Genomic DNA, 21,251 nt, shown 5'->3' with positions numbered 1-21,251 from the left:
TAAAGGTTGGATTAATTTATTCAGGAGCATTTCATCTGTTCCCCAGCATTCAAGAAGATACTCCAGGAACCGTTTCATACAATTAACTGAGAATAACCTAAATCCTTAATTATGTTTACTCAAAGAACCCAATTAAAAATGTGAATAACCTGCAGGTGTCAACTTATGGCATTGGTTGTTAGCATCTTTCATTCTTAATCCAGAGGCCTCTTCAATGACTCCTATAGGATAGCAGGGTAAATTAGCTTTTTGAAACTCGTGCATCAATAGAGCAAATCGATGTTCCGGAACTGTAAAACATAATTCATAATCATCACCGCCAGTCAAAGCGATGTCAACAGCATGATCCGGCCAATATTGATTAAGTAAGGCATGTATGGGAATCGCCTCTTCATTAAGGCAAGCACCAACACCACTTGCAACACAAATATGATTTAAGTCGGCACTGAGCCCATCTGAAATATCTATTGCTGCAGTGGCATAATTTCGCAAAAAATCAATTAAATCAGTACGAGGCTTAGGATGGAGTAATTTATTCATCAATTCCGCCTTGTCGTTTGGAGGAATTTTCTGATTCTCAAGAAGTTTAATGGCTAAAGCTGCAGCGCCCAACTCACCTGAAACGACAATAATATCACCAGGTTTTGCTCCACTCCGTAGCACCGCTTTTCCCTTGGGGGCGGTACCCAAGATAGTTAATGTAATCGATAATGGACCGTGTGTTGTATCACCTCCAATTAAAGACAGGTGATATCGACTTAATGAATCCTTTAATCCTCGCGTAAACGAGTTCAGCCATTGTGGATTGAGTTCCGGCATAGTTAAAGCGAGTGTGACCCAACAAGGCTCTGCAGCCATAGCCGCCATATCACTCACATTGACTATCACTGACTTACACGCAATGTCATAAGCATCCCAATGCGGAAGGAAATGAACATTAGAGACTAAGGTATCAGTGCTTATCAGTAAATTCATCCCTTCAGGAATACGCACGCACGCTGCATCATCACCAATACCAAACAAGACGTCATCACGCTTTATATCAAGTGGTTTAAAAAAATGATCAATAAGAGAAAACTCATCCATGGCTATTGATTTCAATTGACCTCACCTGCTGTGCCAAACTATTTAATACACCATTGACATAACGGTATCCATCCTGGGAACCAAATTCTTTAGTCAATGAGATCGACTCATCAAGAACAACTTTATAAGGAATTTCAGGACAATAGAGTAATTCAAAAGATCCGATACGTAACACCGTCAATTCAATTGGATTAAGTCCTGCGATCTCTCGATCAAGAAAAGGAGAAATACGCTCTTCTAGGGTTTCAACATGATCTGGAACACCGTGTAAAATACGACAAAAATAATCTACATCTACTTTATCCATATTATTGATGACTCGAAACTGTGCTTCGATTTCATGCAATTCACTTCCAGACATTAACCATTGATAAAGAGCCTGAAGTGCTAATTTTCTGGCCTTTCTTTTACCGCTTATTGACCGCTTTTCCACCTTTACCTCATAAATTCTTTTTAACATCTATAAAGCTCCTTTTCTCTATGAAAAGGAGAAAAAGGATGTGGCATAGTATAACAATCGGGCACGCACCCAGGTACACAGGAATTGACTTGAATTACGCTAAGGGCGCGATTTTTAAAAATTGCGCATTAGCGCTCATTGACTTGCCTGCGCCCGTTTGCGTGTCCATGCCCGGTTATTTACACCCGTCACATACCTACCCATTAATCAAATGGGAAAAGTACTAATCCTTATCCATTTGATCAATTGTCTGCCTAAAATCACTTACGTCTTTAAAGCGTTTGTATACCGATGCAAAACGCACATAAGCAACATGATCCAAACTATATAATTCCTTCATAACCAATTCGCCAATGATTTGGGAATCGATCTCCCGCTCGCCTCTACGACGAATTTCTTGTGTAATTGAAATAATCGAGGCCTCTAATGCATCAACACTTACCGGTCTTTTTTCCAAAGCCCGCAACATACCTGAACGTAAATTATCAATGTTAAAAGGCTCGCGCCGTCCATCACGCTTAACGACCGACGGCATGATTAATTCGGCTGTCTCAAAAGTAGTAAAACGTTCATGACATATGAGGCACTCTCGTCTTCTGCGCACTTGAGCACCATCAGCGACAAGACGTGAATCAACCACTTTTGTTTCTTCTGCGTGACAAAACGGGCAAAACATAATTATTTATAAACCGGAAATTCACGACATAAAAGCAATACTTGTTCTTTAACCCTTGCAATAGTCGTTTCATCATTAATATCATCAAGAATATCAGCTATCCAATTCGACAGAAGCGTAATTTCTTTTTCTTTAAATCCTCTGGTTGTGACTGCGGGAGTCCCGAGACGCAACCCACTTGTTACAAAAGGAGAACGAGGATCATTAGGTACCGTATTTTTGTTCACAGTAATATTTGCTTTATCTAAAGCGGCATCAGCATCTTTACCTGTAATATTCTTATCAATTAAATCCACCAATATTAAATGGTTATCTGTGCCACCAGAAACAATCTTGTAACCACGACTCATTAGCACAGAGGCCATCGTCTTCGCATTGACGAGTACTTGTTGTTGATAGTCTTTGAATTCTGGTAACAATGCTTCAGCAAAAGAAACTGCTTTAGCTGCAATGACATGCATTAATGGCCCACCTTGACTGCCAGGAAAAACAGAAGAATTTAATTTTTTTTCTATTTCTTCATTCGCTCGACATAAAATCATTCCACCTCTTGGTCCTCTGAGTGTCTTATGAGTAGTCGTTGTCACTACATCAGCATAGGGAACTGGAGAAGGATAAAGGCCTACTGCAATCAAGCCAGCGACATGAGCAACATCCGCCATCAAATAGGCACCGACTTTATCGGCAATTGCTCTGAATCGTGGCCAATCAAGAACACGGGAATAAGCAGAAAATCCAGCGATAATCAATTTAGGCTTATGCTCCAGAGCCAATTGCTCCAAAACGTCATAATCGATTAAACCCGTTTGTGAATCAACACCATAAGGGATTCCATGATAAAGTTTACCCGAGAAATTCACTTTAGAACCATGGGTTAAATGACCGCCATGGGGCAATGCCATACCTAACACAACATCACCCGGAGCTAATAGAGCCATCATGACCGCAGCATTAGCTTGTGAACCAGAATGAGGTTGAACATTGACATAATCTGCAGAAAAAAGTTTTTTTGCACGCGCAATCGCCAACTCCTCAGCAACATCAACATACTCACATCCGCCATAATACCGCTTCCCAGGATATCCTTCGGCATACTTATTCGTTAATACAGAACCTTGAGCCTCCAAAACACGCGGGCTTACATAATTTTCTGATGCAATCAGTTCAATGTGCTCTTCTTGTCGACGTTGTTCGTCAACAATTGCTTGAAATAACTCATCATCAAAATGTTTTATGGTATAGCTTTGGTCAAACATGAGTAATCCTTGGGAAAATGGTTAAGGTCTAACGATGATGTCATTACGTACCTTTCGAACACCATCTACGCTTGCAGCAATCATCCCTGCTCTTTGCTTCAATCCAGGAGTAGCAACAAAACCACTGAGTTGCACTTCATCTTTAAAGGTTTTCACTTGTACTGCTAAACCTGTACGCCCTAATTGATTCACTAATGTTGCTTTTACTTTAGTAGTCGTCGTTGAACTATCCAAAAATTCACCCGTACTTTCAGTACCTGGAGAAGCAACACACGCTATAATAAGTATAGTTAAAAGACCCACAAACAACATTTTAAGTGAGTTACGCATCCAAAAACTCCCTAAAGAAAAAACGTCATAAGAGTACCACAAAATTTAACTGGTTACGAACTGTGAATACAAACTGAATAGGCTATTTTTTTAATTTTGACGGTTAAAATACTGCACACGCTTTTCAGGCGATTCGTTAGCAATACATCTTCCTACTGCCGCAGCTTCTATGCGGCACGTAGGCCTTTAGAAAATCTATAAAACTTACCACCCGATTTTTTTCTTCAGTATCTTAACCTGTTCATGCTCGTGTTTTTTATTTTTATTATTCACAACCACTTGTTGATGATCATTCTTATGCCGATGTGCTTGATTACCATGTCCATGTACCTTAGCTTGGTTAGGAGCCACGTGTGTTTGATGATGGCCTCGATAATGACGAGAAGGATGGCGATAATCATGTGGCCGCTCATCGAAACCATAAATTTCAGCTCGGGGAGGAACGGAATGATAATAACCAGCATCGTAATATTCGGGTTCGGCGATATAACATGAAGTCAAAAAAGGAATGAATACTACACAAAAGACTAAACGCTTCATGAACAACTCCTGAAACATAAAAAAAAGGGAAGGTGCACTTGCATGCAACTTCCCTATCGTAAAATAAGTGATTAATTACTTATTTTTTTGCTGTAACTTCAACTTTCTCACTCTTAATCCCTTTATTCAGGTAATTAACAATGCGTACTGTACTGTTTACGTTAGTCCAACCAGAATAAATCGTTCCGTAAGGACCCTGAATCATAAGGTTCATACCAGCATGGCAATAACCATAGTAGTATAAGCTGATGTAATGAGGTGCATCATAATAGAATATAGTGAAAGGCTCTAATGGAGAAGCATCATCAAAAGAACCGTATACACGAACATTGTCAATACTGTTGTTGATGATTTCAATTTCACAATAACCTGGATACATCATTGATTTACCAGCAGGCTTTTTATCAGCTTCGGTAGCTTTGGGGTGCAAATGTGTATTTGCTGCAAAAGCTTGTCCAATCAAACTAACACAAAGAGCAAATAACAAGGACTTCAACTTCATGGTTTCTCCTTTGACTTTATTGAAAGCTGCATAGTAACAAAGTGTTGTATTTAGTCAATAGGATATTTTTATAACCATGAAATAAATAAAATTGAAGCTTATAAGCACAATAAGGGTAATAATATTCATCTTTCATGTTATATTTGGCGAGTTTTGTAATTTACCGTTTTTTGGTCTGTTTACAATTCGCTCCCTTCAGCCAAAATGAGAGTCGAATTGTCAACTGAACCTAGTATTTCAGGGGAGCATAATGAAAAAGCGAATGGTCATCATGGGAGTAGCCTTACTGATTGTTTTCGGTGGGATCATTGCTTTTAACTTGATCAAGACAATCATGATCAAGCGTTTCTTTGCAAGCTACCAGCCACCCGCTGTTTCTGTCGCTTCCGCTGTTGCTCAAGCTGTAGATTGGCAGCCCACCATCAATGCCGTAGGCAGTTTCGTTGCTTTAAACGGAGTCGATGTGAGTTCTCAAGCATCGGGCAATGTAGTAAAAATTGATTTTGAGTCTGGGCAATATGTGGATAAAGATGCACCTTTAATTACCATTGATGACAGCGTGGATCAAGCCGTATTGAAATTTAATCAGGCCGAACTCACGCTAAAAACGTTGAGTTATCAACGTCAAAACGATTTATTCAAACGAGGAGCTTCACCCATTTCGAGTGTTGATGAAGCCAAAGCAAATCTCGAACAAGCCCAAGCAAAATTAGAGCAAACCCAAGCGCAAATTAAGCAAAAACACATTACGGCACCCTTTGCTGGAAAATTAGGTATACGACAAGTGAATCTAGGTCAATTTATCAGTCCTGGACAAACAACAATTGTTTCTTTGCAATCACTTGATCCATTATATCTGGAATTTTATCTTCCAGAACAACTCTACAAACGTATTCGGCCTAATCAAACCATTACATTTTCTGTAGAGGGATTTCCTAATGCACTTTTTGAGGCTAAAGTTAATGCCATTAACTCCAAAGTAGATCTCAACACCCACAATATGCTCGTTCAGGGTACCCTTGCTAATTGCCCTACATCAGCGATTAAAGATCCCGAAAATTCTCCATTATTGAAAATCCGCAAAGAACCTATGGGCAATAAGCGAATTATTACTTGCGATACCGATTTAAACAGCAAAAATAAAATTCGTAACTTTACGTTTGTACCCGGGATGTTTGCTTCGATTGAAATCAGCCAACCCGCTGAACCCAATACAGTGATTGTTCCTTCTACTGCTATTTCCTATAGCTTATATGGTAATGCCGTGTACATTATTGAGAAAAATGCGGAAGGGAAGAAAAATCCAGACGGTTCTGACCTGCTGACGGTGAAACGTGTGTTTGTAAGCACAGGTGAACAGCATGGAAATTATACCGTCATCAAAAAAGGAGTTAAGGCAGGACAGTTAGTGGTGAGTGCGGGTGAAATAAAATTACAAAATGGTACGCCTGTTGTCATCAATAATGAGGTCAAACTCAATGAGGTCAGTAATCCGGATCTCTTAGGACAATAAAAACCAGCTGCTGCAGCCAGGCGTCATCCTGAATGCTACAAAGGATCTCTTATTAACCCGGTCTTCGGTGTGGAGAGTCCTCGTAGTACTGGGGATGACGACAATAGATCCCGGGCCAGCTACAATGCAACCAAATTGCATTTTACCTATTACGAAATTTTTAATCAGGAACAGTTATGAAGTTTACCGATCTTTTTATCAAACGGCCCGTACTTGCCATGGTAATTAGTTTGCTCATTTTTCTTTTTGGTATTAATTCCATTTATAACATGCAAATTCGTCAATACCCTCGCATGGATAATACAGTAATTACAATTATGACCGGTTATCCAGGAGCAGATGCCGATCTGATTGCAGGATTTATTACCTCACCTCTAGAAAAAGCCGTTGCCAGTGCAGAAGGGATCGATTACATGACCTCTTCGAGTACACAAGGTTTAAGCACGATCACGCTCAACATTAAATTAAACTTCGACCCTCAGGTGGCTTTTACCGATGTGATGAGTAAAGTACAACAAACCTTAAATCAATTGCCTAAAGAGTCGCAACAACCTGTCATATTGAAAACATCGGATAGTTCAACTGCATTGATGTACATCAGCTTGGATAGTACCGAAATGACCCCACAACAAATTACCGATTACGCAACCCGTGTCGTGCAGCCTCAACTGCAAACAGTAGATGGTGTGGCAAAAGCGGAAATTTTAGGTGGTGCAACCTACTCCATGCGAATTTTTCTGGACCCTATGAAAATGGCCGCATTAGGCGTATCTCCCTCGGATGTATCGGCTGTACTTGCCAAAAATAATTTCTTGACTGCAGCAGGCAATACTAAAGGCGAATACGTGGCAATCAGCATCACCGCAAAAACCGATCTGAATGATGCAGCACAATTTAGTAATTTGATTGTTAAAAGTGACAAAGGGTCTATTGTCCGTTTACGCGATGTGGGCAAAATTGAGTTAGGCTCACAAGACTATGATACCTCGGTTACCTTTAATGGGAAAAAAGCAGTATTTATCTCCATCACCCCCACACCAACGGCAAACCCTCTGACGGTAATTAGTGATGTACGAAAAATTCTTCCTTCAATCATCAAAGAATTTCCACCATCCCTAACAGGAACAATAGTGTATGATGCAACCGCGTTCATTAGAGCCTCTTTAGATGAAGTGACTCATACCATTATTGAAGCCGGACTCATTGTGATTGTAGTGATTTTCCTGTTTTTAGGATCTATCCGCTCCGTACTCATTCCAATTGTCACTATTCCTCTCTCATTGGTTGGCGTATGCACCCTAATGCTTATGTTAGGATATAGTATTAATTTGTTAACCTTACTTGCTTTTGTCTTGGCAATTGGCTTGGTCGTCGATGACGCGATTGTCGTAGTTGAAAACGTCCATCGCCACATAGAAGAAGGAAAAACTCCTTTTGACGCAGCATTGATTGGTGCTCGTGAAATCGCCACTCCAGTCATTGCAATGACCATTACATTGGCTGCGGTGTACGCACCTATTGGATTTATGGGAGGGCTGACTGGAGCCTTATTTAAAGAATTTGCGTTTACTTTAGCCAGTGCAGTAATCATTTCTGGAATTATTGCATTAACGCTCTCCCCCATGATGTGCTCAAGAGTGTTATCCAAAGACATTAGCAGTGGTAAGTTTGTTCATTTTCTCGATAATTTTTTCAACAAACTTAAATTGAAATATCAAAATGCCTTACATAGTTTGTTGAACACCCGGGTGATTATGTTATTTTTTGCGGCAGTGGTTATCTTGATGCTGCCTTATCTCTACATCCATACCTCAGCAGAGACCGCACCCGATGAGGACCAGGGGTTCTTTTTTGTTATGGCAATGATCCCACAATTTGCAACACTTAATTATATCGAGTCTTTCACTAAGCCCTTTGATGAAATTTATAAAAGTTTCCCTGAAACAGAAAATTATTTTACGGTCAACAACAGCAGCCAAACCATCTCGGGCATGGTATTGAAGCCATGGAATCAACGCAGTAAAAGTCAGTTTGCTCTAAAACAGCCGCTACAAGATAAATTATCACAGGTCGCCGGTTTAAATGCTTTTGCAATTGTACCACCCCCCTTACCTGGGGGCGGAGGCGGTACTCCAGTACAATTCGTCATCAAAACAACAAATGACTTTCAGAGCCTGTTAGACGTTTCCAATAAGCTTGCCGATAAAGCGCGTAAAAGCGGCTTGTTTATCTATGTCGATAATTCCCTCAAATTTAATAAACCGCAAATTATATTGGATATTAATCGCTCTAAAGCGTCTGAAATGGGATTAGACATGCAAGCTGTAGGAAGCAGCTTAACCAGCGCTTTGTCAGGTAATTATGTCAATTACTTCAACCTCGAGGGCCGTAGCTATCAAGTAATTCCCCAATTAAGCCGTTCATTTCGCATGAACCCTGAACAATTGGGACAGATCTATGTTAAAAGTATTCATGGGACAATGGTCCCTCTTTCAACTGTAGTGACTGCTGTAGAAAAAACTGCACCGAATGCGGCCTCACATTTTCAGCAAATGAATTCAGCCACCATTCAGGCAGTAATGATGCCCGGAAAAACGCTAGGAGAAGGCCTGCAGTTTTTACAAGAAGCAGCAAATGATACCTTACCCAAAGGTTTCGCTTACGACTATGGCGGCGAATCGAGACAATTTATGCAAGAAGGAAGCGCTCTCTTATTTGCATTTGTCTTTGCGATCATTATTATTTTCTTGGTACTTTCAGCTCAATATGAAAGCTTTCGCGATCCGTTAATTGTATTAATTAGTGTGCCCATGTCCATTTGTGGCGCATTAATTCCACTGAATTTGGGATTGGCAAGTATCAATATTTATACTCAAGTAGGCTTGATTACCCTTATTGGATTAATCTCCAAACATGGAATTTTGATCGTTGATTTTGCCAACCATTTACAACGTGAGAAAAACTTGGATAGACGAGCGGCGGTAGAAGAAGCAGCTGGAATTCGCTTAAGACCAATTCTCATGACTACTGCAGCAATGGTATTTGGTGTACTCCCCTTACTCATTGCCAGTGGCGCTGGAGCAGTAAGTCGTTTTGATATAGGATTAGTGATTGCAACGGGCTTGTTGATTGGAACAGGGTTCACTTTGTTTGTAGTACCCACTTTGTATACCTATATCGCAGAAGATCATCGCTCAAAAGCATCTGAGCCTCAGTTCGATGAAGCAAAAATTCCCGATGTACAAGTACCTGATCAAAAACATTAAGCAAGTAACCTGGGTTCGGCGAAGCCGTAATCCGGGACCCTTGAAACAGCCTATGCCTTTGATTGGCGATTGATAGAACATGTGAACGACTCACCAGAGGAAATTAAAAAAAATATCAATTATAAAATTAGTTTACATCACGTTATTGATGGCCTTACTGGCTCAACTTATGACTGAATTTGTGGTAGTATTTCGCTTTTATCAGTACAGGTCTAATCATGGATAAAGTCTATTCCCCTGAAGCAATCGAAAAAGCATGCTATAAAAACTGGGAAAATCATCATTACTTTCAACCGCATGGTGACGGTAAACGATATTGCATTATGCTCCCCCCCCCTAACGTCACGGGGAGTCTGCATATGGGGCATGGTTTTCAGCATACCATTATGGATGCTTTAACCCGTTATCACCGTATGTTAGGTGATAAAACGCTATGGCAACCTGGCACTGACCATGCCGGTATCTCAACGCAACTGGTCGTTGAACGACAACTTGAAGCTTCAGGAATCTCGAGAAAAGATCTTACCCGTGAACAATTTCTAGAGAAAGTTTGGCAATGGAAGAATGAATCGGGTAATACCATAACCCAACAAATGCGACGTTTGGGGGCATCTGTAGATTGGAATCGGGAACGATTTACTATGGATGAAGGGTTGTCGGCTGCCGTACAAAAAGTATTTGTACAGCTCTATGATGAAGGACTGATCTATCGTGGAACCCGTTTAGTCAATTGGGATCCTAAATTAGGCACTGCAGTATCCGATCTTGAGGTGCTCTCTGAAGAGGAAGATGGTTTTCTCTGGCATATTCGCTATCCCATTGTGAACTCAACTGAATCGCTTATTGTTGCGACCACTCGACCTGAAACGATGTTAGGCGACACCGCAGTTGCCGTACACCCTGAAGATCCACGCTTCAAACATCTTATTGGACAACAAGTTCATCTGCCTCTTTGTGATCGAACAATCCCGATTATTGCTGATGAGTACGTAGACAAAGAGTTTGGTAGTGGCTGTGTTAAAATTACCCCTGCTCATGACTTCAACGATCATGAAGTGGGTAAGCGTCATAATCTTCCAGTCATAAACATATTGACTAAAAAGGCCTCTATCAATAAAAATGCACCCCTCAAATATCAAGGCATGGATCGATTCATCGCTCGAGAACAAATTGTTAAAGACCTTGATGCAGCAGGCTTATTAGTTAAAACAGAGCCGCATAAGTTAAAAGTACCTCGTGGTGAAAAGTCGAATGTCATTATCGAGCCCCTATTAACCGACCAATGGTATGTCAAAACCCAGCCACTGGCTGAACCGGCAATAGCAGCCGTAAAAAATGGTGAAATCCGGTTTATTCCTGAAACCTGGAGCAAAACATACTTTCAATGGATGGATAACATTGAAGACTGGTGCATTAGTCGTCAATTATGGTGGGGACATCGAATACCTGCCTGGTATGACAGCAATGGTAATGTGTATGTGGGTTATAGTGAAAATGATGTTCGTTTTAAATATAAAATTAAAGATTCAACGACATTAAAACAAGATGAAGACGTTCTCGATACGTGGTTTTCTTCTGCACTTTGGCCCTTTTCTACTCTAGGCTGGCCCGAAAGAACTTCCGAGTTAGAACAGTTCTACCCAACTTCCGTGCTCGTTACTGGCTTTGATATTATCTTTTTCTGGGTTGCCCGCATGATCATGATGGGCTTAAAATTTACAGGGAAAATTCCATTTAAAGAAGTCTTTATTACTGGTTTAATCCGGGACAGTGAAGGACACAAAATGTCCAAATCTAAAGGTAATGTCCTTGATCCTTTGGATATAGTGGATGGAATTGACCTCGAATCCTTGATTGAAAAAAGAACTTCCAATTTAATGTTGTCTTCAGTTCGTGATCAAATAATTAAAAACACCCGTAAAGAATTCCCTGAAGGGATCAGCGCTTATGGAACAGATGCCCTTCGCTTTACTTATTGCTCTCTCGCATCAACTGGACGTAATGTACGCTTTGATATCGGTCGTGTTGAGGGGTACCGCAATTTTTGTAATAAACTATGGAATGCTGCGCGTTATGTATTACTTAATACTGATGAAGATCTAATGGATTTCGATGATGGAGCATTTCAGTATACTCCGGCAGATCAGTGGATTTTATCACGCTTGCAACGTACTATTAGCAAAGTACATCATTATTTTGAAACCTACCGATTTGACTTATTATCAAGCACGATTTATGAATTTGTCTGGCATGAATATTGTGACTGGTATTTGGAATTATCTAAGCCAGTATTACAAGATGAACAGGCACTGAGCGCTTTGAAGCGGGGTACTCGTAGAACCTTAATTCATGTGCTGGATCACATCCTTAAAATGCTGCATCCTTTAATGCCATTCATTACAGAGGAAATTTGGCAGCGTACCTCAAAGCTAACCAGCGAAAATGGCGCAAGCATCATGACGAGTGCTTATCCACAAGTAAACTCTGAGTTCATCAATGATACTGTTGAAGAGGAATTAGAATGGTTAAAATCTGCAATTCAAGCGGTGCGCACCATACGCAGTGAAATGTCCATTTCACCTGCCAAGCTGATTCCACTATATATTCGTAACGTGACACCAGTGCTTAAAGACAGAGTAGAAAAATATCAACACACGTTAAAAGCACTCAGTAAATTAAGTGATATTCATTATTTAGGAGCAGATGAGAAAGCACCTGTCTCAGCGACTGCGGTACTAGGAGAAATCGAGTTACTCATTCCTATGGCTGATTTAATCGATAAGGAAGCTGAGCTAGCCCGTTTGAATAAAGAGTTAGGTAAACTGGATAAAGACATTAGTCTTGCTGAAGGAAAACTAAATAATCCTAAATTTACAGATAAAGCCCCCGCAGAAATTATCGCGAAAGAACAGGAAAAATTAGCACAAGCACAACAAACTAAGGAAAAACTGTTAGAGCATAAACTCAGGGTTGAGTCACTGTAATCCTAATCCCCTCTCCCACTCCTTGGAGAGGGGTATAGATGAGGGCTCATTGGCTACCACCAATCCGCTCATCCTCCCTGTAGGCATTATCTACCCAACCGCAGTCCCGCGCGCAGTGAGGGAACTCCCTTGCTGTGGTTCGGTATCACCATCAAGAAATCCCTCGCTATGCCTGGGATTAAGCAATGAAACGCTTAATTTTATGATACTAATCTTTAAATTACTTGTATTTAACAACCCGATTATGGATCCACCACGCAAGTAATAAAGTGGTTAAAACGCCTAAATAAACACCGATGTTTTTCCATTCTGGCCCCACTATTTGCAACGCATCCGGACTTTGAAAAATCGAAAAAGGAATTGCAAGCAACACATCTACAATTGCAGAACCGGCAACCAATCCACAGGCGATAAGCGTCCCTCTTTGTTTGCGGGTTAATACCTCTTCTTCAACAGGAGCCACGCGTTTCAAACGTCTTTTTACAAACAGCGCGATCATCCCGCCAATAAAAAGTGGAAAGGAGGAGGAAAGTGGTAAATACATTCCTATCGCAACGCCTAAAATGGATAAGTTTAAATAACGACTTAAGCGCAACAAATAATTGACGAAAACAATAAGGAGAATAATTGCAGAACCAATCAACATCATCGTCCATGGCAATGAATTTCGAAAAACAGCCTCAGTAATCGCCGCCATTAAAGCCGCTGTTGGCGCAGGCAAAGATTGACTTAGGTCCATACCCTCATGAGGCATTACCCCTGCAATTCCATAAACATTAAACAGCAACTGCATCACCGGAGGAATAACCAATGAAGAAATGACTACGCCAAGCAACAGCATCAATTGTTGCTTCCATGGAGTTGCACCAACCAACTGACCGACTTTAAGATCTTGAGTGTTATCATTGGCAATCGCCGCTATACCGGTTACTACAGCACCAATCATGATTGTAATGGCTTCAGCTGCCTGAATTTGTTCTGTCTTTAACGGTAAAGGTAATAGATGATCCACTGCAACCAAAAGCAACCATGCAGCAAAAAGCATTCCTGAAATAACAACCGAACTACCTGGACTGGCTGTAACCCCCACCATACCGGAAAAATAGGCGGTAATAACAGAAAAAATAAACCCTATAAACAAAACATAAATAACCGCGAGAAAAATAAGAGTCGGTGAATACTCATTATCCAGTCCCACTTGCTGCAGCGGCAGAACCAGCTGGAAAAAGAGAAACAGGATGGCTGCTAACGCACCAGTGCCGATCAAAATATAAGGTAAAGGCATGTCTTGATCAGTCCGCAAAGGTTGAATGTCTTTATTCCCTTTGCACATAAAGGATTTCAGTGAATTTTGGATACTTGTGGATAGGGGCCTCACTAATTTTAAAAAAGTCCAAACACCTGCAAACAACATAGCTCCTATCCCTAGATATCGCATCTCGCTATTCCATAAAAAGGACGCTGCTTGCTCTGCAGGATAATGGCTTACAAACTCAGGATAAAATTGACTGACCACAGGTAATGCGATTAACCAAGAGATCACGGCCCCCAAAAAAATACTGATTGCCATATCATGGCCAACCAGATAACCAGCACCTATCATTGTAGCGGAAAAGCCGGCACCAAGACCAAATAGAGAGCGCTGTATCACAAACCAATAACCCCAGCTATTGGCGACTACTTTAAATCCAGTTTGGAATAATTCAATAAGCCCTCCGACAGCACCGCCAATCAATATGTCTTTGATCCCTGTTTTTTCAACCGACGATTTTAGTACCTCCGCAATTGCACGTCCCTCTGGAAACTTGAGAGAGGGATCATGAACTAAAATACGGCGAAGCGGTATGGAAAATAATACCCCCAAAATGCCACCGCACACTGCAATAAAAAAATTAGTGAGGTAATCAAAATGATTCCAATAACCAATAATAATCAACGCTGGAATGGTATAAACAATCCCCCCAGCAACAGCTTCGCCTGCAGATGCAGCAGTTTGCACTGCATTATTCTCAAGGATGGTGGAGTTTTTAAAAAAACGCAGAATACCCATAGAAATGATTGCCGCAGGAATTGATGCTGAGGTTAAAATTCCCAACTTCAACGCAAGATATGCATTAGACATCGCTAGTAATACAGTAAGTATTATAGCCAGCACAACAACTCTTACAGAAAGTTCAGCTACCTTTTTATCGGCAGCTATAAAAGGAGTATCAGCCATTAACGACCCCAAACATTGTGCATTATTTCAGGCTTAATTAAAGACGAAATCTGTGATAGGGGTATTTTTACAGTCTGAGGTCCGTATACATATGCAGCAACTTGATAGGTATCGAAAATTATATTTATTCCTTGGGGTGAAAAAGACCAGATTTTATAGTTTTTATCTGTAGGCTTAGTTCCCTCGTCAATCCATTTTTGATCTGCAAAACCTTTTCCACTGATTTTTTTATTAGAAAAACTCGCAATAGGCTTTAAATAATTTACTTCAGGACGAAATAAATCGGATAACTCAACCTGACGACCATCAATGAAATTCAATACGGCCACCGTATTTGATGGATGCGCAGCTCCTCGATGATAAATTGAAATATTAAACGATACACTTAAAGCCTTTTTTGTTTTAAAAGGCAAAGAATAAGTGACATTTAAACCTGATTTTCCTGGTGCATCCGCAGGAACATCTGCATCGTCCGCAATTTCTTTAAGGAAGTTTTTTTTAGTTTTTTCAATAAAGGATTGCACAGCGGCATTGATCCGCGCATCCTTAAAGCCTTGAGGGTACTTGATATCAATGATATAAACCGATGTTTCTTTTTTAACTGATACTGGATTCACCGCCCAAACAGTAAAAGAACATACCATAATACCTACAGAAAGAATTGTTTTTAGTGATTTCAGCATATTTTATTCCTAATAGTTATCCTTTGGAGACACCCACTCCCCTCCAATCATCGTACGATGAGGTAAGGGATAAGCAAAATAATAACAAAGGGCAGCACTGTCATTAACAGACCACCATACCAAATCGGCGTTCATGCCTTGCTCAATTGCTCCCAGTTCTTTTTGCAAACCTAATGCTCTTGCAGCATGACTGGTGACCGCCATCAATGCTTCAGGCACAGATAATGAAAAAAATTGGCAGGCCATACTCATCATCAAACGTAATGAAGTAGTTGGCGACGAGCCCGGATTACAATCAGTGGCAACGGCCATTCCTACACCAGCTCGACGCAATAGATCGACGGGTGGTTTGTGTTGTTCACGCAGAAAGTAATAAGCCCCAGGAAGCAAAACAGCAATCGTATTTGTTTTTGCCATCGCATAGGCTCCTTTCTCATCCAGGAACTCCAAATGATCACAAGACAAAGCACCAAACTCTGCAGCAAGCTGGCTTGCTCCAAGATTGGATAATTGTTCTGCATGGCATTTTATAGGCAAATTTAATTCCCGCGCTGCCATGAAAACTTGCTCGGTTTGTTTTAATGAGAAGGCAATACTCTCACAAAATACATCTACAGCATCTATTAAATTTTCTTCACATAATGCGGGCAACATTTCTTGGCAAAGAACATCAATGTATGCCTGGCTGTTTCCTTTAAATTCGGGTCCTATTGCATGCGCACCAAGGAATGTTTTTCTTACCCTTAAACCCGTTATCTCGCCCAAACGTTTGGCTACTCGCAGCATTTTTAATTCGCTAGCCAAATCCAACCCATAACCTGATTTAATCTCAACCGTAGTCACCCCATCTGCCCATAATGCAAGAATTCTGGGCAACGATTGTTTGATTAACTCATCTTCTGAGGCAGCGCGAGTCTGATGCACTGTAGATAATATCCCACCACCTGCTTTAGAAATTTCAGCATAACTCACTCCAGCTAATTTCATTTGAAATTCGGTGGAGCGATTTCCTGCATACACCAAATGCGTATGGCAATCGATTAGCCCAGGGGTAATCAACTGTCCCTGACAATCTTCTTCATGCAATGACTTACAAAATTCTGCAGGCAATTCTGTCTGTGGTCCAGACCAGGCAATAAGGCCATTTTTAATGGCAATTGCTTGCTGCAGCAATTGATTTCCCTGAGCATCAATAGTAGTTGCATTCAATAGTAATTTGTCACAAGGAACCATTAAAAATCCCAATGAAGAACTTGATGAGGTGGCTTGAGCCATGCGTTATGGTGTTTTGTGTCATAGATATCCCATTCCTTAGAAACATAGGTTTTCTTGTCCACATCCAGTAAGAGCCAAGTCAAGAATTCTGCGACTGTATCCGGTGACACCAAGCGATGTTCCTCTTTCAATCGTTTATAAAAATTAATTCGTTCATAATCAGGATTATCCTTACTTCGGGCAATCGCTTGCATTTCGGTATCGATTATGCCTGGCATTACATTAGCAAAAGCAATTGCATCAGATTCCAATTGCCAACATTTGGTCAGCATGGATAAAGCGGCTTTAGAAACACAATACGCAGTCCAGCCCCTAATCGGGAAATGGGCGGCTCCAGAACCAATATTTAAAACACGGCCGTTAGTCAATTTATCGTATATCTTTTGTGGAAGAAAAAGAGCAGCATTTAAATTGGTATTTAAAGCATGATGCCAGTCTTTAGGCTCTATATCCTTTATGGAGGTCAAAGGATTTAAAGTTCCAGCATTATTAACCAGTGCACGAACCTGATCCACATCGCGTAATTGATTTTTGATTAAGTCTAAACCTTCAAGTGTTGACACATCAGCGCAAATATATTGAATGTTTGAAGAAAAAGAGGCTGTTTCTTGCAATGGTTGCTTTCTTCTACCCACAATTAAGACTGTTTGATCTCGTTTTGCCAAAGAAAAAGCTAATGATCTTCCTATCCCACTACCTCCACCGGTAATAACAATCACAATACCCTCTTACTCTTTTTATTTGCCATGCACGAATCATACCAGACATTGAGTAAACTTGGCATAATTTTATGCGTATTTGATGGCGAACAAAGGCCGATGAAGCAAAACTCATGCAGATTGAGAAATATCAATTTATCGTTGGTGGAGGAATAAGTAACACAGGGTTTGTAGCAATGCGGACTGTGTTTTCGGCAACACTACCTAAAAATAATCGATTAAAACCTCGACGTCCGTGCGTACCCAATGCGATTAAATCTGCAGACCAGCTTTTAGCTTCATTGACAATCGCTTCAGAGATCCTTCCTTGCAATAGATTGTGTTCCATTAATTTGGTGTCACACTGAACTAAAGGCTGACCCGTGACTAATTTTTTAGCATTCTCTAAAATTATTTGACCTTCCTTTGTGTAGTGAGAGAGCAACGAAATATAATCAATACCAGGAAACATAAAATGTACTTCAACAACATGTAAAATAAGTAATTGAACTTGCTCTTCTTTCATAAGTTTTATTGTTTCTTGCATTGCATGCGTTGAGATGTCACTGCCATCAATTGCAATTAAAATTTTTTTAGACATAGCATTGCCCAATGAACGAACTATATTATAGATTGTAGGCAATAGATCGGTGTAAGCTCAAATATCTTAGGGTATCCATTGATTGGATGATCTTATAGTCTACTCACGATGAGGATATCTATGTATCAATTAAGCACCTTACTCGCTCAATCAGCGAAACAGTTTCCTGATAAAATTGCCTTGATTATTGATCAACAGAGTTATACGTATAAAAAACTGGATGAATTAACGCACCGTATGGCCAATGCATTTTTAGCACAAGGGGTCTCACAAGGAGACCGCATTGCATTTCTTTTGCCAAACAGTATTGAAATCGTTTTATGTTACTATGCCTGTTTTATGATAGGTGCTATAGCCGTCCCAGTGAACATTCAATTTAACAATGAACTGATTCATTATGTGTTGGAACAGAGTAAGGCGCGTGTTTTTATAACTACTGCACATTATTATCAACAGCTACTTGATGATGAAAAAATATTAAACGAAATTGATGAATGTTATCTCACCTCGGAATCAGCAGGCTATTCCGGAGTTAAGAATTTCCAAGATTTACTAGCACCTAGAGCAATATCCACTCCCGCTGATATCACAATCGACCCTAAAGAACCTGCCTTAATTTTTTTTACATCTGGAACCACAGGCTTACCCAAAGTAGTGGTCCATACTCACTATAGTCTCAGTCAAGGCACCCAAAATCAGCTCAGCCAAATTCAAATAAATCATACTGATCAAACTTTAGTCATGTTTCCAATCTGTTATTTGATTGGCTTAGGTTCACAAATTTTACCTTTTCATGCAGTAGGAGCTACGGTGATCCTATTACCTAGCTTTGATCCTAAAGATGCATTAACCAAATTAAACCTCTATGGGATTACGAAAATCTATGGGTTTCCTAAGCTTTATCTTGAACTTATTAATCATGCGGAATCTTTAGGGTATGAAATCAACACCCTTGATTTTTGTTTTTCTGCTGGGGATGCAACGCCTATCTCACTGCAGAAAAAATTTAATCTATTGTTTCATGCCGAAATTACCGAAGGCTGCGGGATGTCTGAATTGCAAATCTATTCCATGAACCCTCCTTATGGAAAAAAGAAAACCGGATCAATTGGCTTTCCCATAGAGGGTATGGACATGCGCTTAATTGATGAAAAAGGTGAAGTCATTTTAAATCCACATCAAACTGGAGAAATTATTGTTCATGGCGAAAGTATGTGTTCAGGCTATTGGCAGGATCCTGATTTAACCGCAAAAACGATAAAAAATGGCTGGTTGCATACAGGGGATTTAGCATATCGCGATAAAGAGGGATACTATTGGTTCGTCAGTCGTAAAGTAGATATTATACGTTGCGGAAAAGAGCTCATTTCTCCCAGTGAAATTGAAAATATCTTTTATCAACACAGTGCAGTTAAGGAAGCTGCTGCAATTGCACTACCCAATAAAAATAAAGCAAATAATGATAAAATCATTGTCTATGTGGTACTTAAAAATAGAGACAAACACGTGCACGCCCAAACATTGATGGATTTTGCTCATGCCTCACTCCCCCCCACCAAACGCCCATATCAAGTCATTATCATGGACCAATTGCCTTATGGTTTTACTGGAAAGATTGATCGCAACACTTTAAGGCAGATGGCAAAAACGCAATTAGATTAAGTGATGATCAATATTTGGACACAATAATCCACGTGCTATACTAAGCAAAAATTTCTGGGGTGCCATTGATGCGAATTTTTATTGGGATAAACGTCTTTTGGGGTTTTATTGTCTTTTGTGGTCCAGCATCCGCAACTGCGATACATTGCCCAGAGACCATAAAAACAACTCAGTCTTTACAACATGATATCAAAGCATGGGAGGCATTCCAGGATGATTTGAATAGTATTCATCAGTTTGATCGCGTCACATTTTATTCAGGACACCCTAAAGAACATGCCAGCTTAGCCCCTGACACTGAAGTTTCAAAAGTTAAAAAATTAACTTGGTCATTTGATAGACAAGAAACTTGGGTAGCTTGTGAATATACACAGACTAAAATTCAATTAATTCAAAAAATTCCTCGTGGAACCGAACGTTGTACCGTGACTTATAATGAAAATTTTTCTAGAGTACTGAGTATCAATTGCACTTAGGTCTCTTTTTTATATAGATTCTTAAAGAATTAATTAAAGATTAGGGAGAATTTAATGTTTGAACATCTTTCCAATTACCAACGTGCCAACCCTTCACTCTGGCAAGGTAGAAAGGATACGATAAGTGCTGAACGCTTCTTTCAAAAGATCATTTTTCCAGTGCAACAAACTGAGCTCATTACTAAAGAGAAAAAAACCGTTTTTCTTGGCTTTGCCAGTGATGCGGGCGTTCGCCGAAATATGGGAAGACCAGGAGCAAAATTAGGACCAGATCAAATCAAAACCCAATTAGCCAAACTACCGTGCTCTTTAGATAAGCAATTTTATGACCTGGGGACTATTTTCTGCGAGGAAGACGAACTGGAAACTGCGCAAGCTCAATTTGCCAATCTCATCAGTTTTTGTCATCAGCAAGGGCATCAAACGGTTGCCTTCGGTGGAGGCCATGAAATTGCCTGGGCTCATTATCAAGGTTTAGCACCTCATTACAGTAAGCTGGGAATCATTAATTTTGATGCACATTTTGATTTAAGACCACACCAAAAAAATCAACCAGGCACCTCAGGAACCCCTTTTTCACAAATCGCAGCATATTGTAAAGAAAATAACCAACCCTTTAACTATTGCTGCTTGGGAATCCAAAGATTAGGCAATACCCCCTCTCTCTTTGAACGCGCTAATGAACTTAATGTCCATTATCTGACTGCTGAAGAATTGTATGCAAACAGCGTAGCATGGCATTTGGCTTTTCTCGATGATTTTATGCTGAATCTAGATCACATCTATGTGACACTGTGTCTGGATGTTTTAGCAGAATCTTTTGCTCCTGGCGTAAGTGCTCCACAGCCACTCGGATTGATGCCATGGCAAATTTTACCGCTCTTGAAATACATCATTCAAAGTGGCAAAGTAGTTAGTTTTGATGTTGCTGAACTGTCACCGCCTTTGGATCAAGAACAAAAAACTGCTAGACTAGCGGCTCTTATTATCGCAGAATTGCTACATACTATTTAAGGAGTTAATTT

Annotated in this window: 18 protein-coding genes; 6 read left to right on the top strand and 12 right to left on the bottom strand. The window is 40.2% G+C overall.

Features of this window, described 5'->3' with window-relative positions; translation table 11 throughout:
* Positions 1–132: 132 nt before the first annotated feature.
* The 7 genes from thiL to OQJ13_RS13530 form a co-directional block, all read right to left on the bottom strand.
* Positions 133–1,086 (bottom strand): thiamine-phosphate kinase, encoded by a 954-nt coding sequence (thiL, locus tag OQJ13_RS13560; RefSeq protein ID WP_265711947.1) that lies wholly within the window; start codon positions 1,084–1,086, stop codon positions 133–135.
* A complete protein-coding gene (gene nusB, locus OQJ13_RS13555; protein WP_265711946.1) occupies positions 1,079–1,519 on the bottom strand; it encodes a transcription antitermination factor NusB in 441 nt (146 codons plus the stop codon). The genes thiL and nusB overlap by 8 nt, the downstream gene beginning before the upstream one ends.
* A gap of 250 nt (positions 1,520–1,769) precedes the next feature.
* The gene (nrdR, locus tag OQJ13_RS13550; protein ID WP_265702960.1) at positions 1,770–2,222 is read right to left on the bottom strand and encodes a transcriptional regulator NrdR; all 453 of its coding nucleotides are present in this window, start codon (positions 2,220–2,222) and stop codon (positions 1,770–1,772) included.
* 2 nt (positions 2,223–2,224) lie between these two features.
* On the bottom strand, positions 2,225–3,478 hold the full coding sequence (gene glyA, locus OQJ13_RS13545) for a serine hydroxymethyltransferase (protein WP_265711359.1): 1,254 nt from the start codon (positions 3,476–3,478) through the stop codon (positions 2,225–2,227).
* A gap of 21 nt (positions 3,479–3,499) precedes the next feature.
* Positions 3,500–3,808, bottom strand: coding sequence for a BON domain-containing protein (locus OQJ13_RS13540; RefSeq protein WP_265711358.1), 309 nt, complete (start codon positions 3,806–3,808; stop codon positions 3,500–3,502).
* A gap of 204 nt (positions 3,809–4,012) precedes the next feature.
* The gene (locus tag OQJ13_RS13535) at positions 4,013–4,348 is read right to left on the bottom strand and encodes a hypothetical protein (protein ID WP_265711357.1); all 336 of its coding nucleotides are present in this window, start codon (positions 4,346–4,348) and stop codon (positions 4,013–4,015) included.
* Positions 4,349–4,427: 79 nt separating this feature from the next.
* Complete coding sequence (locus tag OQJ13_RS13530; protein WP_265711356.1) at positions 4,428–4,850, bottom strand: hypothetical protein; 423 nt, start codon at positions 4,848–4,850, stop codon at positions 4,428–4,430.
* 250 nt (positions 4,851–5,100) lie between these two features.
* On the opposite strand from OQJ13_RS13530, the gene OQJ13_RS13525 reads away from it, so the two are divergent.
* The 3 genes from OQJ13_RS13525 to OQJ13_RS13515 all read left to right on the top strand — a co-directional run bounded on the left by OQJ13_RS13525 (position 5,101) and on the right by OQJ13_RS13515 (position 12,613).
* Positions 5,101–6,363 (top strand): efflux RND transporter periplasmic adaptor subunit, encoded by a 1,263-nt coding sequence (locus OQJ13_RS13525; RefSeq protein WP_265711355.1) that lies wholly within the window; start codon positions 5,101–5,103, stop codon positions 6,361–6,363.
* Positions 6,364–6,539: 176 nt separating this feature from the next.
* Complete coding sequence (locus OQJ13_RS13520; RefSeq protein WP_265711354.1) at positions 6,540–9,629, top strand: efflux RND transporter permease subunit; 3,090 nt, start codon at positions 6,540–6,542, stop codon at positions 9,627–9,629.
* 218 nt (positions 9,630–9,847) lie between these two features.
* Complete coding sequence (locus tag OQJ13_RS13515) at positions 9,848–12,613, top strand: valine--tRNA ligase (RefSeq protein WP_265711353.1); 2,766 nt, start codon at positions 9,848–9,850, stop codon at positions 12,611–12,613.
* A 220-nt stretch (positions 12,614–12,833) separates the two neighbouring features.
* Here OQJ13_RS13515 and OQJ13_RS13510 read toward each other — a convergent pair whose 3' ends face one another.
* The 5 genes from OQJ13_RS13510 to OQJ13_RS13490 form a co-directional block, all read right to left on the bottom strand.
* The gene (locus OQJ13_RS13510; RefSeq protein WP_265711352.1) at positions 12,834–14,831 is read right to left on the bottom strand and encodes an OPT family oligopeptide transporter; all 1,998 of its coding nucleotides are present in this window, start codon (positions 14,829–14,831) and stop codon (positions 12,834–12,836) included.
* Entirely contained in the window at positions 14,831–15,514 is a 684-nt protein-coding gene (locus tag OQJ13_RS13505) for a DUF3298 and DUF4163 domain-containing protein (RefSeq protein WP_265711351.1), read from the bottom strand. The genes OQJ13_RS13510 and OQJ13_RS13505 overlap by 1 nt, the downstream gene beginning before the upstream one ends.
* A gap of 9 nt (positions 15,515–15,523) precedes the next feature.
* Complete coding sequence (gene hutI / locus OQJ13_RS13500; protein ID WP_265711350.1) at positions 15,524–16,747, bottom strand: imidazolonepropionase; 1,224 nt, start codon at positions 16,745–16,747, stop codon at positions 15,524–15,526.
* Positions 16,747–17,508 (bottom strand): SDR family NAD(P)-dependent oxidoreductase, encoded by a 762-nt coding sequence (locus OQJ13_RS13495; RefSeq protein ID WP_265711349.1) that lies wholly within the window; start codon positions 17,506–17,508, stop codon positions 16,747–16,749. The genes hutI and OQJ13_RS13495 overlap by 1 nt, the downstream gene beginning before the upstream one ends.
* A 130-nt stretch (positions 17,509–17,638) precedes the next feature.
* Positions 17,639–18,088, bottom strand: a complete 450-nt coding sequence (locus OQJ13_RS13490) for a universal stress protein (RefSeq protein ID WP_265711348.1) — start codon at positions 18,086–18,088, stop codon at positions 17,639–17,641.
* A 120-nt stretch (positions 18,089–18,208) separates the two neighbouring features.
* Between OQJ13_RS13490 and OQJ13_RS13485 the strand changes: the two genes are divergently transcribed.
* From OQJ13_RS13485 to hutG, 3 genes are all read left to right on the top strand, one after another.
* A complete protein-coding gene (locus tag OQJ13_RS13485) occupies positions 18,209–19,750 on the top strand; it encodes a class I adenylate-forming enzyme family protein (protein ID WP_265711347.1) in 1,542 nt (513 codons plus the stop codon).
* A gap of 68 nt (positions 19,751–19,818) precedes the next feature.
* Positions 19,819–20,226: an STY0301 family protein gene (locus OQJ13_RS13480; protein ID WP_265711346.1), complete on the top strand. Its 408-nt coding sequence runs from the start codon at positions 19,819–19,821 to the stop codon at positions 20,224–20,226.
* A gap of 54 nt (positions 20,227–20,280) precedes the next feature.
* Positions 20,281–21,240, top strand: a complete 960-nt coding sequence (hutG, locus tag OQJ13_RS13475) for a formimidoylglutamase (protein WP_265711345.1) — start codon at positions 20,281–20,283, stop codon at positions 21,238–21,240.
* The last annotated feature ends 11 nt before the right edge of the window (positions 21,241–21,251 follow it).

Origin of the sequence: Legionella sp. PATHC035 (assembly GCF_026191115.1) — a bacterium.
Lineage (GTDB): Bacteria > Pseudomonadota > Gammaproteobacteria > Legionellales > Legionellaceae > Legionella.
This window is presented reverse-complemented; position numbering and strand designations above follow the sequence as displayed.

What these genes read in the sequence shown, in the direction of transcription:
- OQJ13_RS13520 (WP_265711354.1), top strand. Translation starts at nt 6,540, where the DNA reads ATGAAGTTTACCGATCTTTTTATCAAACGGCCCGTACTTGCCATGGTA.
- OQJ13_RS13510 (WP_265711352.1), bottom strand. Translation starts at nt 14,831, where the DNA reads ATGGCTGATACTCCTTTTATAGCTGCCGATAAAAAGGTAGCTGAACTT.
- nrdR (WP_265702960.1), bottom strand. Translation starts at nt 2,222, where the DNA reads ATGTTTTGCCCGTTTTGTCACGCAGAAGAAACAAAAGTGGTTGATTCA.
- OQJ13_RS13530 (WP_265711356.1), bottom strand. Translation starts at nt 4,850, where the DNA reads ATGAAGTTGAAGTCCTTGTTATTTGCTCTTTGTGTTAGTTTGATTGGA.
- hutG (WP_265711345.1), top strand. Translation starts at nt 20,281, where the DNA reads ATGTTTGAACATCTTTCCAATTACCAACGTGCCAACCCTTCACTCTGG.
- OQJ13_RS13525 (WP_265711355.1), top strand. Translation starts at nt 5,101, where the DNA reads ATGAAAAAGCGAATGGTCATCATGGGAGTAGCCTTACTGATTGTTTTC.
- OQJ13_RS13485 (WP_265711347.1), top strand. Translation starts at nt 18,209, where the DNA reads ATGTATCAATTAAGCACCTTACTCGCTCAATCAGCGAAACAGTTTCCT.
- glyA (WP_265711359.1), bottom strand. Translation starts at nt 3,478, where the DNA reads ATGTTTGACCAAAGCTATACCATAAAACATTTTGATGATGAGTTATTT.
- OQJ13_RS13535 (WP_265711357.1), bottom strand. Translation starts at nt 4,348, where the DNA reads ATGAAGCGTTTAGTCTTTTGTGTAGTATTCATTCCTTTTTTGACTTCA.
- hutI (WP_265711350.1), bottom strand. Translation starts at nt 16,747, where the DNA reads ATGGTTCCTTGTGACAAATTACTATTGAATGCAACTACTATTGATGCT.
- OQJ13_RS13540 (WP_265711358.1), bottom strand. Translation starts at nt 3,808, where the DNA reads ATGCGTAACTCACTTAAAATGTTGTTTGTGGGTCTTTTAACTATACTT.
- OQJ13_RS13490 (WP_265711348.1), bottom strand. Translation starts at nt 18,088, where the DNA reads ATGTCTAAAAAAATTTTAATTGCAATTGATGGCAGTGACATCTCAACG.
- OQJ13_RS13505 (WP_265711351.1), bottom strand. Translation starts at nt 15,514, where the DNA reads ATGCTGAAATCACTAAAAACAATTCTTTCTGTAGGTATTATGGTATGT.
- OQJ13_RS13515 (WP_265711353.1), top strand. Translation starts at nt 9,848, where the DNA reads ATGGATAAAGTCTATTCCCCTGAAGCAATCGAAAAAGCATGCTATAAA.
- OQJ13_RS13480 (WP_265711346.1), top strand. Translation starts at nt 19,819, where the DNA reads ATGCGAATTTTTATTGGGATAAACGTCTTTTGGGGTTTTATTGTCTTT.
- thiL (WP_265711947.1), bottom strand. Translation starts at nt 1,086, where the DNA reads ATGGATGAGTTTTCTCTTATTGATCATTTTTTTAAACCACTTGATATA.